14 protein-coding genes are annotated in these 14,466 nt (G+C 66.1%); 10 read left to right on the top strand and 4 right to left on the bottom strand.

The features are described 5' to 3' along the window. Positions 1-4 precede the first annotated feature (4 nt). Both pcaG and pcaH read right to left on the bottom strand, forming a co-directional pair. A complete protein-coding gene (pcaG, locus tag JQT59_RS26335; RefSeq protein ID WP_109328884.1) occupies positions 5-646 on the bottom strand; it encodes a protocatechuate 3,4-dioxygenase subunit alpha in 642 nt (213 codons plus the stop codon). Next, on the bottom strand, positions 646-1,365 hold the full coding sequence (gene pcaH, locus JQT59_RS26330) for a protocatechuate 3,4-dioxygenase subunit beta (protein WP_213572583.1): 720 nt from the start codon (positions 1,363-1,365) through the stop codon (positions 646-648). The genes pcaG and pcaH overlap by 1 nt, the downstream gene beginning before the upstream one ends. 147 nt (positions 1,366-1,512) lie before the next feature. Here pcaH and JQT59_RS26325 point away from each other — a divergent pair, with 147 nt between their 5' ends. Then, a complete protein-coding gene (locus JQT59_RS26325; protein ID WP_213572582.1) occupies positions 1,513-2,262 on the top strand; it encodes a CoA transferase subunit A in 750 nt (249 codons plus the stop codon). Then, positions 2,259-2,900: a CoA transferase subunit B gene (locus JQT59_RS26320; RefSeq protein ID WP_213572581.1), complete on the top strand. Its 642-nt coding sequence runs from the start codon at positions 2,259-2,261 to the stop codon at positions 2,898-2,900. Before JQT59_RS26325 ends, JQT59_RS26320 begins: the two co-directional genes overlap by 4 nt. Before the next feature lie 75 nt (positions 2,901-2,975). Here JQT59_RS26320 and JQT59_RS26315 read toward each other — a convergent pair whose 3' ends face one another. Next, positions 2,976-3,590, bottom strand: coding sequence for a maleylpyruvate isomerase family mycothiol-dependent enzyme (locus tag JQT59_RS26315; RefSeq protein WP_213572580.1), 615 nt, complete (start codon positions 3,588-3,590; stop codon positions 2,976-2,978). Positions 3,591-3,745: 155 nt separating this feature from the next. Between JQT59_RS26315 and JQT59_RS26310 the strand changes: the two genes are divergently transcribed. Both JQT59_RS26310 and JQT59_RS26305 read left to right on the top strand, forming a co-directional pair. Next, positions 3,746-4,114, top strand: a complete 369-nt coding sequence (locus tag JQT59_RS26310; protein WP_213572579.1) for a hypothetical protein — start codon at positions 3,746-3,748, stop codon at positions 4,112-4,114. Positions 4,115-4,151: 37 nt separating this feature from the next. Then, positions 4,152-4,844, top strand: a complete 693-nt coding sequence (locus JQT59_RS26305; protein WP_213572578.1) for a hypothetical protein — start codon at positions 4,152-4,154, stop codon at positions 4,842-4,844. A gap of 69 nt (positions 4,845-4,913) precedes the next feature. Here the strand turns inward: JQT59_RS26305 and JQT59_RS26300 are convergent, their stop codons facing one another. Next, complete coding sequence (locus JQT59_RS26300; protein ID WP_213578109.1) at positions 4,914-7,277, bottom strand: arylsulfatase; 2,364 nt, start codon at positions 7,275-7,277, stop codon at positions 4,914-4,916. 261 nt (positions 7,278-7,538) lie between these two features. Between JQT59_RS26300 and JQT59_RS26295 the strand changes: the two genes are divergently transcribed. The 6 genes from JQT59_RS26295 (at position 7,539) to JQT59_RS26270 (ending at position 14,314) form a co-directional block, all read left to right on the top strand. Then, entirely contained in the window at positions 7,539-9,335 is a 1,797-nt protein-coding gene (locus JQT59_RS26295) for an ABC transporter ATP-binding protein (protein ID WP_213572577.1), read from the top strand. A 75-nt stretch (positions 9,336-9,410) separates the two neighbouring features. Continuing rightward, a complete protein-coding gene (locus tag JQT59_RS26290; protein ID WP_213572576.1) occupies positions 9,411-10,037 on the top strand; it encodes a GNAT family N-acetyltransferase in 627 nt (208 codons plus the stop codon). A gap of 58 nt (positions 10,038-10,095) precedes the next feature. Next, the gene (locus tag JQT59_RS26285; RefSeq protein WP_213572575.1) at positions 10,096-11,100 is read left to right on the top strand and encodes an iron-siderophore ABC transporter substrate-binding protein; all 1,005 of its coding nucleotides are present in this window, start codon (positions 10,096-10,098) and stop codon (positions 11,098-11,100) included. Positions 11,101-11,191: 91 nt separating this feature from the next. Continuing rightward, positions 11,192-13,237, top strand: coding sequence for a S9 family peptidase (locus JQT59_RS26280; RefSeq protein ID WP_213572574.1), 2,046 nt, complete (start codon positions 11,192-11,194; stop codon positions 13,235-13,237). Positions 13,238-13,390: 153 nt separating this feature from the next. Then, positions 13,391-13,702 carry an integration host factor, actinobacterial type gene (gene mihF, locus JQT59_RS26275; RefSeq protein WP_109328903.1) on the top strand — a complete coding sequence of 104 codons (312 nt, stop codon included), beginning with the start codon at positions 13,391-13,393 and terminating at the stop codon, positions 13,700-13,702. A gap of 159 nt (positions 13,703-13,861) precedes the next feature. Beyond that, entirely contained in the window at positions 13,862-14,314 is a 453-nt protein-coding gene (locus tag JQT59_RS26270; RefSeq protein WP_502939739.1) for an SRPBCC family protein, read from the top strand. Positions 14,315-14,466: the final 152 nt, after the last annotated feature.

Raw genomic sequence — 14,466 nt, 5'->3', positions numbered from 1 at the left:
TCGGTTACAGGGCGAAGAACGGCGTTTCCCGTCCTTCCGCATTCTGCACGTGGATCGTCAGGTGGTACCCGCGATCGGTCTTCGCGGCGATCAACTTCGGACGGTCCGCTTCGGGAACGGCGGCGAGGACGGGGTCCGCTTCATGAGCCTCGGTGTCCTCGGGAAAGTAGAGACGGGTGTAGAGACGCTCGAGCATTCCGCGGGCGAAGAGACCGACGTTGATGTGGGGCGCCTCCGCAGTGCCGTTCTCCGCGGGGAGAGCGCCGGGCTTGACCGTGTGCACCACGATCGTGCCGGTGTCGTCGGCGAATACTCGTGCCAGACTCCGGAAACCGGCCGGAGTCGCCTCCGCCGCACCGCGGGGATCGGCGGGAGTGTCGAAGCGGCCTTCGGCATCGGCCTGCCAGGTCTCGATCATCGCGTCCACGATGGGCTGCCCGGCGCCGTCGAGCACCGTGAAGGAGACGTCGACGCGTCCCGGCGCATCCTCGGGAACAGTGGTGCCGCTGTTCTCCCAGCGGGGTAGCAGGCCGATGTGCACATACGGTCCCACCGTTTGGGAGGGGGTGACGCCGAAGGGCACTTCGTCCTGACTGCGCGCGAAGACGGGGTAGCGGGGTGCGTCGGGATTCTGGGTGTCGATCATCAGTGGCCCCCTGTCTCGGTGGACGGCTCGAACGGGGTGGCGTCCCGGCCGCGCAGGACGATGTCGAATCTGAACCCGACCGCCCAGTTCTCGCGGGTGTGGTCGTAGTCGAACGTGGCGATCATCCGCTCGCGAGCGGCTTCGGGAACCGAGTTGTAGATCGGATCCTGGAAGAAGAACGGATCGTCCGGAAAGTACATCTGGGTGACCAGTCGCTGCGTGAACGCCTGACCGAACAGGGAGAAGTGGATGTGCGCCGGCCGCCAGGCGTTGTGGTGATTGCCCCACGGGTAGGCGCCGGGCTTGACGGTGGTGAATTCGTAGTGCCCCTGCTTGTCCGTCAGGCAACGAGCCACACCGTTGAAGTGGGGATCGAGAGGTGCCGGCCAGGAGTCGTTCTTGTGGCGGTAGCGTCCGCCGGCGTTGGCCTGCCACACCTCGATGAGGGTGTCGGGGATCGGTTTGCCGGCGCTGTCGAGGACCTGCCCGTGGACGATGATGCGCTGTCCCTGCGCCTCGCCTCCGTTGGCGTGAGTCATGTCGTTCTCGCCCTTGGCGACATCGCCGTCACCGAAGACCGGGCCCGTGATCTCGCCCAGGCGCTGGGGAATCAGGATCAAGTCATTCTTGGGACTGCGTAACCGGGTCGTCTTGTACTCGGGGAAGAGCAACGGCGCATTGGCTTCGTGCCCAGCCCGGTGCGCTGGTAGGTGCAGCATGAAATCCTCGCGTTCTCGATGTGAACAGTTGCCCGCTATACGTACATAGTAGGCGGGATCTGTGATGGGGCCAACAGCCGGGGCGGAATTTGTTCGCAATGTGGATGGGTGTTCACTCTGTGAACATTTTCGGGTAGCCTGGGTCACATGGTCAACAAAGTCTTCCCAACAGCGACCGAGGCTGTTGCCGATGTCCCCGACGGTGCGTCCCTTGCCGTGGGCGGCTTCGGCCTCGTCGGCATCCCCTCGGTGCTCATCGACGCCCTCCTTGCGCAGGGTGCGACCGACCTCGAGACCGTCAGTAACAACTGCGGCACCGATGGTTTCGGTCTCGGGCTCCTGCTCGAGCAGCACCGTATCCGCCGCACGATCAGTTCATACGTGGGCGCCAACAAGGAATTCGCACGCCAGTACCTGAGCGGCGAACTCGAGGTGGAACTCACTCCGCAGGGCACGCTGGCGGAGCGCATGCGCGCCGGGGGAGCGGGCATTCCCGCCTTCTACACCCCTGCGGGGGTGGGAACGCAGGTTGCGGAGGGCGGACTGCCGATCCGTTACGACGGCCAGGGCGGTATCGCCGTGGCGAGCAAGCCGAAGGAAACGCGCGAATTCGACGGCGAGGCCTACGTCCTCGAACGGGCCATCCGCACCGACTTCGCGCTGGTCCACGCCTGGAAGGGTGACCGACTCGGCAATCTCGTCTACCGCGAGACGGCCCGTAACTTCAACCCCGATGCCGCGGGCGCGGGTCGCATCACCATCGCGCAGGTCGAGTACCTGGTAGAACCCGGTGAGATCGATCCGGCCGAAGTCCACACGCCCGGCATTTTCGTTCAGCGTGTGGTCGAGGTCGGCAAGCAGGAAACGGGAATCGAGAACAGGACGGTGCGGGCATGAGTTGGACGCGGAACGAGATGGCAGCACGAGTCGCCGCAGAACTCGAAGACGGACAGTATGTGAATCTCGGCATCGGGATGCCTACTTTGATCCCCGGCCACATCCCGGCCGGCAAGGACGTCATCTTGCATTCGGAGAACGGAATCCTCGGCGTCGGGCCGTACCCCACCGACGACGAGGTCGACCCCGAACTGATCAATGCGGGCAAGGAAACCATCACGGTGGCACCCGGTGGGGCGTTCTTTTCGTCCTCCGATTCGTTCGCGATGATCCGCGGCGGCAGCGTGGACGTGGCCGTTCTCGGCGCCATGCAGGTCAGCAGCCACGGCGACCTCTCCAACTGGATGGTTCCCGGGGCAATGGTCAAGGGGATGGGCGGAGCCATGGACCTTGTCCACGGTGCAGGCAAGGTCATCGTGATGATGGATCATCTCACCAAGAAGGGTGAGCACAAGATTCTCGAGGAGTGCACGCTGCCGTACACAGGCAAGCGGTGCGTACAGAAGATCGTCACCGACCTTGCCGTCATCGACGTGACGGCGAACGGTCTGCGCCTCGTCGAGACCGCGCCCGGCCACAGCATCGAAGAAGTGCAGGCGGCAACGGGCGCCCCGCTGCTGGTCGACGCCACCGTGTAGTCCGAGACTTCCGTGTAACCCCACACTTCGGAAGGCGCGCGGATCGTGGTCGGCTCCTTCGTCAGCCGATGGGTGTCACAGCGGGAGGCCCGCGACTCGTCCTGCCGGCACGGTCCGGCCGCACATCACGAGGGCGAGGTCTTCACCCGAGCCGAGGAGTTCGGTACCCGACCCGAATGCCCAGTCCATGTCCGTGGCCACCAGCCGCCGGCCCTCGATGTCGATGCCGAAGCGAGCGTGTCCGCCGCCGTGCGTGAGATCGTCCAGCACGGCCCGGATGGTCTCGTCGGGTACCCGGCGCGTGAATCCGAGCGGCACGGTGGCATCGAGGCCGTGGATTACCACGTGGTTGAGGGCGCCGTGATAACCGCCGCCCGGCGGTGTCCAGTGCTGCATCACCTCGGAACGCAGGTTGTCCACGAGCTCGGTTACCGGGAGGCGGGCATCCTCCCGGGCGATCTGGTTGGACAGCCGGGTGAAGTCGAATTGGCAGTCCTGCAACTTGGCCATGAATTCGTCGCCTGAATAGCGCGCCGCCATGGTCAGATGGGCAATCACTTCGCGCACCCTCCACCCTTCACAGAGCGATGGCGTGTCCCACCGTGCGTCGGAGAGTGCCTCGAGTTGATCGGCGAGTGCCGAGAATTCTGCAGCGACCGCTGGTTGGAGATGCGCGTCGTCATCAGTCATCACAGACCTTCCCGCCTCCACGTGTGTTCGGCGACTCCCCGCCGTGGTACACCCACCGTAGACCCGGCTGCACGGCGGCTGGGCGTAATCGGGCCTGCATGGTCAGTGTGTCCCGGCGTTCCCCGTTACCCTCCTCGTGCGGTCATGATGGGGCGGTGACTGCAGACCCTCCTGCTCGAGCCGTGCGCCGGCGGTTCCCGTTTCGCGCGGCCGCGACGCTTCTCCTTGCCGCCTTCCTGATGTGGATCAGTGCCGCCTGGTATTTCGGTTCACTCGACTATCCGCTGGACGATTCCAACCGTGCGTTCGTCGAGTGTGGATCGCCCTTTTCCCCCACTCCTCGGGAAAGCCTCGCAGTCACTCCGGAGGGTCGACAGGCTGTGTCAGAGGAGGAGCTGTACCGGTTGTGTGCGGCTGCACTGGACGGTACGGCGCGCATCTCCCTGGTAACCGCCGTGTTCGCGGTCGGTGTCGCTCTTCTCGGCGCACGGTTGCTCCGGAGTTTCGTGCAGGGCACGAACTGACCGGACGCCCTCCTCCCTCCGGGATATTGTGGACGGCATGGTCCTGCTCGTACCTCACCGTTTTCGCGGGCCCACGGCGTCGGGCAACGGCGGGTACGTCGCTGGACTTCTAGCCGCGACGCTGGATCACGACGACGCCCCGGCGACTCCGGTGACCGTGACCCTGCGCAGACCGCCACCGCTGGAAGTTCCACTGAAGGTGGTGAGAAGCGGAGGGCACTCCAGCGCCCAGGACCGGGACGGCACGACCATCGCCGACGCCGAATCGGCCACGGTCAACGAGCTACCACAGGTCGCGGCAGTGGGCCTCGACGTTGCTCGTGCCGCGTCCGAGAACTATCCCGGCCGAGACCGTCATCCGTTCCCGCAATGTTTCGTGTGCGGCCCCGACCGCGCGTCCGGCGATGGCATGCGCCTGTTCCCCGGCCGGATCGCAGACGGCAGCACCGCGTGCGTGTGGTGTGTCGACCCCGACCTCGCGGGGCAGGCGGCTTTCGTGTGGGCGGCGCTCGATTGCCCCGGCGGCTGGGCCGCACCGATCGAAGATCGACCCATGGTGCTGGGCAGAATCACCGCTCGGATAACGGCGCTGCCCGAGCCTGACGAGAACTGCGTGATCACGGGCCGACTGGTCGGCTCCGAAGGGCGCAAGGTGTGGACTGCGACGACGGCCTACGGAGCCGACGAACGTGAACTCGGTCGGGCCTCCGCTACGTGGATCACCCTGTGAGTTGGCCGCTCCCGCCGCATCCAGGGGGACCTGGAAAAAAGTGGCATTCGAACGACAGCGGCGGCGACCTCAGTCGGCCATCGCTTCTGCCAATTCCTCGACCTCCTGGATGACCGGTTCAGGCACACGGACCGTACCGGGGGTGTAGGTGACCGATCGCAGTCTGCCGGTGAAGCGGAAAGTCCCGCGGCGTTCCCGAAGCTCCCACACCACGGGTCCGCGGGCGTCGACGCCTACCGAGATCCCGGTCCACGGCGCCATGCCGACCAGCTGGAACTGGTCGTCGAGGGTGGCCACGTCCGTTCTGACCCCGGCCGAGTCGGTGAGGGCGACGGTGAAGTTCCACCGTACGGATTCGGTGGCCTGTGCCCGCACCTGTACGCCCACCACAGCCGCGCCGAGGGGCGCGGAGGTATGCGCAACCCGTCCGTAGCTGTTGACGGCGAACATAATTCGACCGTCTTCGACGTAGAGCACGTATCCGCCGTGCGGGTCGCCGTGGGCCACGAGCACGCCTTCGACGTCCTCGGTGATCTCGTGTGTGGCGACGTCAATGCTGAAGTCGCGGTACTGGATCAGCACACTGGACCGATAGCGTTCCAGCGTCGGCGTGCCCGCGAGGATCTTCACCGGCTCTGCCAGCCGACGCTCGTCGGGGCGCCGCTGCACGGCCTTGCGGTCGTTGAGGATCGGGAAGACCGTATTGTGCCAGGCCGCCCGGTCCCAGGCCTCGGCGAGTTCGCGCACCTTCTCGGGAAACAGATGTGCGAGATCGGTGGTCTCGGCCGGGTCGGACTCGACGTCGAACAGCTGCCACTGCGGATCGTCGACCCGGGTCGGATCCGTATGCAGCAAGAGCAATTTCCAGCCGTTCCGGTAGAACCCGCGGTGACCGCCGAACTCGGCGTACTGCTCCGTGTGGGGTGTGGGCTGCGCAGTGTCCCGCAGGATGTCGGCGATGCTGACGCCGTCACGCTCTTGGGCGGGAAGTCCGTTCCGGTGGCTCGGAGTCACGAGTCCGGCGAGATCCAGGAGGGTCGGGGTGATGTCGGTGACGTACGAGTAGTGCTTGCGCAGCCCGCTGTCACCGGCAGCACGCCGGAGCCCGGCCGGCCAGGACAGCAGGAACGGCACCCGCACACCACCGGCGAACGTCTGACCCTTGTAGAACCGGAACGGGGTATTCGACGCCTGGCCCCAGCCGCGCGGATAGTGGACGCCGATCTTCTCCGAGCCGATCAGTTCCTCGTCGTGCGGAACGTCACGCACCCAGTCGTCGGGGACGGGTCCGTGCACGAATTGGCTGAAGTACGAGCGTGTTCCCGCTGCGCCGCCCTCGGCGGTACCCCCGTTGTCGGACGTGAACACGATGATGGTGTTGTCGGTCTCGCCGAGTTCGTCGAGGGTGTCGAGAACCCGGCCCACGCTCTGGTCGATGCTGTCGACCATCGCGGCGTAGACCTCCTGGTACCGGGCGAACCGAAGCTGCTCTTCTTCGGTGAGCTCGTCCCACGGCGGCGCGTCGTAGCCGGGTTCGGTGTTGCGTTCGGCCATCTGGGTGCCGGGCGGGAAGAACCCCGCCTCGACCTGTGCGTCGAAGCGGCGGCGTCGCACAGCGTCCCAGCCCTCGGTGTAGCGGCCACGGTACTTGGCCAGGTCTTCGGGCTTGGCCTGGTGGGGTCCGTGCATCGCGATGTGCGAGAAGTACAGGAAGAACGGCTTGTCGGCATCGTGGGCGCGCAGGCTCTTGATCTGGGCGACTGCCTTGTCCGTGATGTCGTCGGTGACGTAGTAGTCCGGCGGATACTCCTCGACGTCGACCACGGAGTTGTCGGAGATCAGCTCGTTCGGGTAGTAGAACGAATTCAGTCCCTCGAGCGAGCCGTAGTAGCTGTCGAATCCACGCTGCAGTGGCCAGGAGTCGCGGGTGCGGCCCGGCGCGAGGTTGGTGTCGCGCGCGAGATGCCACTTGCCGACCGCGTGCGTGGCATAGCCGTTCGCGCGCAGAATCTCGGCGAGGCTGAGTGCGTTTTCGGCGAGTTCCATCCGCAGTCCGGGGAAGCCGGGATCGAAGTTGGCGACGCTGCCGTAGCCGGCGCGGTGCGGGTTCAGGCCGGTGAGCAGCGCCGCGCGAGCCGGTGAGCAGACCGAGGTGGTGTGATAGTTCGACAGTCGGTAACCGCTGTCGGCGAGCCGGTTCAGATTGGGGGTGTCGATTTCGGAGCCGAACGGTCCGATGTCGGCGTAGCCCATATCGTCGACGAGTATCACGACGATGTTCGGTGCGCCGCGCGGAGCTGTGGTCTCAGGACCCCACCAGGGAGTCGACTCGGCGCTGGTTCGCCCGATCCGCCCGCCGAATCCTTCGTATCCCCGCGCCCCGGGCGGGACGGGCGGATCGGCTGGTCGATGCTCGCTTCTGCCGTCGTCCACATTCGTCACGAACACAATTCCTTCCACCGTGCCGGGCGTACTTCCCGGACAACCCGAGAAGACGGTACGGGTGCCGATCCCGCCCATCAGTACTTGAAATCAAGTGGATTTCATCCCCGCCGGACTGGCCGCCCCCCGTGTCGGCCTCGCCCGGGGGTCGTACCAGCGGTACGTTCGTTCGATCTGACGCAACGAACGTCCCGTTCGTGCGGGGTACAGGGGTCGACGGAGTGCACGTGTCGGCGGGCAGCAGGGGGATCTGTGGAGTCGCATCGGGGAAGACCGCACGCAGGAACGGCGCACGCACGGACCACGGATACGGCGACTCGGCCGGGTATCCGGGAGTTGTGGCCGTACGCACGCGAGCATCGGCGGCTTCTCGGTGCGGCGGTGGTGTTGTCGGTGGCTGCGGCTGGGGTAAGTCTCGCGCAACCCCTGGTGGTGGGCGGAATCATTGCCGCAGTCAGCGACGGACGATCATGGGGCGGGCTGGGGTGGGCGCTGGTCGGCTTGCTGGCCGTCGAAGTCGGCGTGGGGACGATGCAGTATTACCTGCTGCATCGGACCGCCGAAGGTGTGGTCCTCGGCGCCCGCACCGATCTGATCCGTCACGTGCTGCGCCTACCGATCAGCGAGTACCGCCGCCGTGATGTCGGTGATCTCGTCTCCCGGGTGGGATCGGACACGACGCTGCTTCGCGGTGCACTGACCGAGGGGCTCGTCGATGCACTCGGCGGCGTCTTCGTTCTGGTCGGTGCGCTGGCAGCGATGCTGCTCCTCGACCCGGTGCTCGCCGGGGTGACGGTGACGGTGATCGCGATAGTCGTGGCCGTCTCCCTGCTGGTGGGCAACCGACTGCGCAAGTTGATGTTCGACACCCAGAGCCGCCTCGGCGACCTCACCGCCGATCTGACCCAAACACTGTCCGCCGTCACCGTGGTTCGTGCCAACGGTGCTACCGAACGGGCACAGGCTCGGCTCGACGATCGGGCTGCAGCCGCATTCGCTGTCGGTGTGCGCGCGGCACGGTCGAGCGCTGCGATACAACCGCTCGGACGGGCCGCGGGTCAGGCGTCGCTGCTGATCGTCCTCGGCATCGGCGGCTACCGGGTGGCCGCGGGAAATATGACGGTGGCCGAGTTGGTGACCTTCGTTCTCTTCATGTTCTTGTTCATGGGCCCGGTGAATGTCGGGTTCGCTGCGGTGCAGTCCGTCGCGGGGGCGCTCGGTGCCCTGCAACGCATCACCGAAATCCGCCGCGTGCCCACCGAGGACGCCGCCGACACCATCCGCCACCACGCTCTGCCGCACACAGCGGGACCCATGCTGCAATTTCACGACGTTCACTTCGCGTACACGCCGGGGCATGCCGTGTTGAACGGGGTGAGCGTCAGCGTGGAGCGCGGCTCACGTACCGCAGTGGTCGGGCCGTCCGGGGCCGGTAAAACCACACTCTTGACCCTGATCGAACGCTTTTACGACACCGACCGCGGCCGAATCGCCATCGGTGACATCGATATCACCGAGCTGCCCCGCGCAGTCCTGCGCGAGCAGATCGGGTACGTCGAGCAGAACTCACCCGCCGTGGCCGGGAGTATCCGCGACAACCTCACGTTCGGAGCCCCGCACGTGAGCGACGAGCGGTGCCGCGCGGCGCTGAAAGCTGTCGACCTCCTCACCCGGGTCGATGCCGAGCCCAGGGGTCTCGACGCACAGATCGGCGAGAACGGTGTCCGCCTGTCCGGCGGGGAGCGGCAACGGCTTGCGCTCGCCCGTGTTCTTCTCGTCGAGCCGCCGCTGCTTCTGCTGGACGAGCCCACGTCGAGTCTCGACAGCCGCAACGAGGAGATCTTCCAGATCGCTCTCGACGCCACCGCCTCCGATCAGACGGTGCTCATCGTCGCGCATCGTCTCGCGACGGTGAAGAACGCCGACCAGATCGTCGTCCTCGACAGCGGCCGCATCTCCGCTGTGGGTACCCACGACGAACTGTTGACCACCAGCCCGCTGTACCGCGAACTCGCCCGTCACCAGATGATCGGCGCCCCGAATCCGTAGGAATCCTCGCGGGGAAAGCGGACCGACCCCGAATTATTACGACGGCGCGACGCGCAGCGGCCGTACCCTCGACGCATGGGTGTGAGCGTTCGTGCCGTAACCAGGAAAGACATCTCCGAGTCGGCCCGGGTCCTCGCCGACGCCTTCTTCGACGACCCCGTCATGGAGTGGATGTGGCCCGATCCGGCTCGTCGACGACGCGGACTGCCGCTGCTCTTCGCGGCCGATATGAAATATCACCACCTTGCCGGGGGAGGGGCCGAACTCGCGGTCGATGCCGATGGCGTCGTGCGCGGCGCCGCGATGTGGGATCCGCCCGGGCGGTGGAAGCAGTCCGCGTGGTCGTCGGTTCTCGGCCTTCCGCGCCTGGTGCAGGCATTCGGTGGGCGCCTCGGTGTCGGTGCGGCAGTGAGCGGAACCATCGATTCGGCGCACCCGGCGGAGCCGCGGCACTGGTATCTCGCGACGATCGGGACGTCGAGTGTCGGCCGTGGCGGTGGCTACGGCAAGGCACTGATGCAGTCGCGGCTCGACCGCTGTGACGCCGAAGGGCTGCCCTCCTACCTCGAGTCCAGCAAGGAAGGAAACATCCCGTACTACGAGCGCTTCGGCTTCGAGGTCACACGGGAAATCCGGATACCGGACGGTGGTCCCGCAGTGTGGGCGATGTGGAGAGAGCCCAAAACGGATCCCTTAGGATAGGCTCGCCAAGCCTGAACCGGAGCGAACGTATCGCCCGGCGAACGAGAGGGTCGCCTGCATGAACCTGGGTCAACAGAGAGCCGGCCTGAGCCGCCGCGGTTTCCTCGTCGGTACCGGGGGAGCATTGCTCGCTTTCGCCGCGGCCTGCAGCAGTTCCGGTGACTCGGGCGGTGACGAGCCCTCGGGACCGCTGGTGGCGCACAAATACGGCGAAACCCAGGTGCCGGTGAATCCGCAACGCATCGTGAGCGTCGGCTACAACGATCACGATACGATTCTCGCTCTCGGTGGCACTCTCGCCGGCACGTTTGATTGGTACGGCGACTACCCGTACGGAGTCTGGCCCTGGGCGCAGGATCTGCTGGGCGGGGCGCAGCCGGAAATCGTCGGCACCGCCTCCACCAACATCGACTTCGAAAAGGTCGCGACGGTGGGGCCGGACCTTCTCGTCGGCACCTACTCCGGCCTGACGCAGGCGCAGTACGACAAACTCGGGGCCATCGCTCCGACAGTGGCGCAGCCATTGGGTTTCGCCGACTACGGCGTTCCCTGGCAGGACCAGACGCGCGTTCTCGGCACTGCCCTCGGTAAGGAGGACAAGGCAGCCGAATTGGTGTCCGCGGTCGAGAAGCAGTACGCCGACGTCCGAGGCGCCAACCCGTCTTTCGCCGGCAAGACCGTGCTGGTGGGCGCGCTCAAGGGTCCGGGGCAGTTCGGGGTGTACGGGCCGGAAGACCCGAAGGTGCGATTCTTCACCGACCTCGGCTTCGTCAATCCTCCTGTCACCCAGCAGATCACCGGTAACTTCGCGGAGATCAGCACCGAGCAGCTGTCGCTGGCGAACGTGGATCTGCTCGTCTGGTACGCGGGTGGTGGTTACGGTGACAAGTTGCGCGAAGAACTCGCCAAGACGCCGATCTACCAAGAACTCGACGTGGTGAGAGCGGGCCACACCATCATCCTCGAGGACGCCGCCGCCGAGGCGATGGCCTGGAGTACGGTACTGAGCCTGCCGTACGCCCTGACCGAGATTCCGCCGCGGATCACACCGCTCATCGACTGACCACGCACGGTATCGAACGTCTCGGCCCTTCGGCGGCGCGACGCTCGGCGATGTCCGACGACACGCGGCGCGTCCGTGGTACCAACGAACCGTGACCGCGATCCCTGAACTCCATGCCGGAACTCCTTTCGACGATCTCGACGACTATCTGGCTCTCGGCCGCCTGGCCGGCCTGGTGCTGTCCCCGGACGGGCGCCGTGTCGTCGTCGCGCAGTCGACACTCGACGCGAAAGCGACCAAATACGTCACGGCGCTGTGGGAGATCGATCCCACCGGGGAACGGGCGGCACGTCGACTGACACGAGGGCGGACCGGTGAAACCAATCCGGCGTTCACGAGCAACGGTGACCTCCTCTTCACGTCCTCGCGGCCGACGCAGGACGAGGAGGAATTGCCCGAATCCCTGTGGCGGCTACCCGTGGGCGGTGGTGAGGCGGCCGTGATCGCTCACCGGGGTGGTGGGATCACCGGGGTGCGGGCGGCGCGGTGTGCTCCGCGGTTCGTCGTGACCACCGGCGTGCTGGGACGGTCGGGGGAGAAGGACGAGGACGAGCGCCTGCGCTCCGAGCGCAAGGACAAGAAGGTGTCCGCGATCCTGCACTCCGGTTACCCGATCCGGTACTGGGACCACGACCTAGGACCCGACGTTCCCCATCTGCTGTCCGGGACGCTGGGCGACGCGTCGCAGGACGAGGCGGTAACCGACCTCGTCGACCTCACATCCATGCCCGGCCCTGCACTGCGTGAAGCGAACTACGCGCTGAGCGAGGACGGTACCTTCGTCGTCACGTCCTGGACGGTTCCCGGTCCGACCGCCTCCATCCGGACGATCCTCGTGCGCATCGATACCGAGACAGGGAATCGGACGACACTCGTCGACGATCCCGCCGCCGACCTGTCGAATCCGGTGATCTCGCCCAGCGGCGAGTACGTGGTCTTCAGCAGGGAGTCGCACGCGACTCCGGACGGTGCACCTCGATTCACGCTGCACCGCTACAGCTTCGAGACGCGAACCGTGGCGGACGTGGCACCGGGCTGGGACCGCTGGGCCACTTCCGTGCAGTGGCTACCCGACGGCTCGGGGCTGGTGCTGACGGCCGACGACCACGGCCGCGCCCCTCTCTTCGTTGTCCGCGGCGGTGCGGAACCGATGCGGGTGACGACGGATGATTACGCCTACACCGATATCCACGTGGCCCCGGACGGATCCGCGGTGTTCGCCCTGCGGGCGTCCTACGCGGCTCCGCCCCACCCGGTGCGCGTCGACCTCGCCACGGGCGCGGTCACGGTGTTGCAGGCGCCGCAGGATTCCCCCGAGCTTCCCGGAACGCTGACCGAGGTCGAGACCACCGCGGACGACGGGGTGCCGGTGCGAGCCTGGCTGGCCTTGCCGAACGGCGCGTCCGCGCACGCACCCGTCCCGTTGGTGTTGTGGGTGCACGGCGGACCGCTGGGTTCGTGGAACACGTGGTCGTGGCGTTGGAACCCGTGGTTGCTGGTGGCACGCGGCTACGCGGTGCTGCTGCCCGACCCGGCTTTGTCCACCGGATACGGACAGGAGTTCGTGCAGCGGGGTTGGGGGCAGTGGGGCAAGACGCCGTTCACCGACCTCATGGCGATCACCGATGCGGCGGTGGCACTGCCCGAGATCGACGACAAGCGTACGGCAGCGATGGGCGGATCGTTCGGCGGATACATGGCCAACTGGATCGCCGGGCACACCGACCGATTCCAGGCGATCGTCACCCATGCGAGCCTGTGGGCGCTGGACCAGTTCGGACCCACCACGGACGCCGCCTGGTACTGGCAGCGGGAGATGACTCCCGAGATGGCCGTGGAGAATTCACCGCACCTCTACGTCGCCGACATCGTGACGCCCATGCTGGTGATCCACGGCGACAAGGACTTCCGCGTTCCCATCGGCGACGGGTTGCGGTTGTGGTACGAACTGCTCTCGGAGTCGGGGCTGCCCGCCGACGACGAGGGCCGCACGGCGCACCGCTTCCTGTACTTCCCGGACGAGAACCATTGGATCCTCAGCCCGCAGAACGCGAAGATCTGGTACCAGGTGGTGCTGTCGTTCCTGTCCGAACATGTTCTCGGCGAAGAGGCACCCCTGCCGGAAATCCTCGGATGATCGGCCCGGAAATCCTCCGAGGGCCCTCTCGCCGAGGCGTCGAGAGGCAGGTGGACAATTCGGACACGACGTGCGACACGTCGGCTGGATGACGTGAAGTAGCGATTCTCTCGCTACGGTGTTCGATAAGCACCCCGAAATGAAGGAGACATCGTGGCACTTCCCCAGCTCACTGACGAACAGCGGGCCGCAGCTCTCGAGAAGGCCGCAGCCGCTCGACGTGCGCGTGCAGAACTGAAGGGCAAGCTCAAGTCGGGTGACGTCACTCTCAAGCAGGTCCTGTCCAAGGCCGACGTGGATGACATCATCGGCAAGACCAAGGTGAGCGCCATCCTCGAGGCTCTGCCCAAGATCGGCAAGGTCAAGGCTCAGGAAATCATGGCCAACCTCGAGATCGCCCCGACTCGGCGCCTTCGTGGCCTGGGTGATCGCCAGCGTGACGCCCTGCTGGCTCACTTCAGCTGACACTGCTTCGGGAACCGCACCGCACCGCCGTTCGGGGGTGCGGTGCGGTTTTCCGTTGAAGGACCCCGACACCTCGCCCTCTGTGCAACCAGTGGGTTGCGCAACGGCGATCGATGTGCAACCCTGAGGTAGCACATATGCGGCGAGGTGAGGATGATCATGAGCACTTCCGAGGTGTCGACCGACCGGATCGAACGCGAAATCTTCATCGCGGCCCCGGTGGAGCGGGTGTACCGGCTGGTGAGCGAGCCCGGCTGGTTCATCGGTGACGGAGACCCGAGTGCACGCACCATCGTTCGGGAAGGCGACGTCTACGTGGTCGAATACCCGCCGTACGGACGGTTCCCCGTTCTGCCCGTCCGGGCCGACGCTCCGCACTACGTCTCGTTCCGTGGGGGAGACGAGCCTGGTACGCCCCTGAACGACGGCAACTCCACGCTGGTCGAATTATTCCTGTCCGAGCACCGCGACGGCACGATGCTGCGGGTCGTCGAGAGTGGATTCGACGCACTGTTTGCGAGTGCAGAACGACGGGCTGCCGCTCTCGACGACAATTCCCGAGGCTGGGAAATGCAGCTTGCGATCGCAAAGCGGGACGCCGAGCGGTCGTAGCGAACGATTGGTGCGCGTGTTGCAGCGTCAACTGCGCGGTCCGCAGCGAGTTGGGGGCATACTCGACATAGAGGCCGGACCGAATCTCGGAAACCCGGAGATGTGTACACGGCCCCCACCCGCTTCAATCAGCGGAACTGCCGCGGCCCGCT

Source organism: Rhodococcus sp. USK13, assembly GCF_018343855.1.
In the GTDB taxonomy this organism is placed as follows: domain Bacteria; phylum Actinomycetota; class Actinomycetes; order Mycobacteriales; family Mycobacteriaceae; genus Rhodococcus_F; species Rhodococcus_F oxybenzonivorans.
The sequence above is the reverse complement of the archived record's forward strand: the minus strand, read 5'-3'. Positions and strand labels throughout refer to the sequence as shown.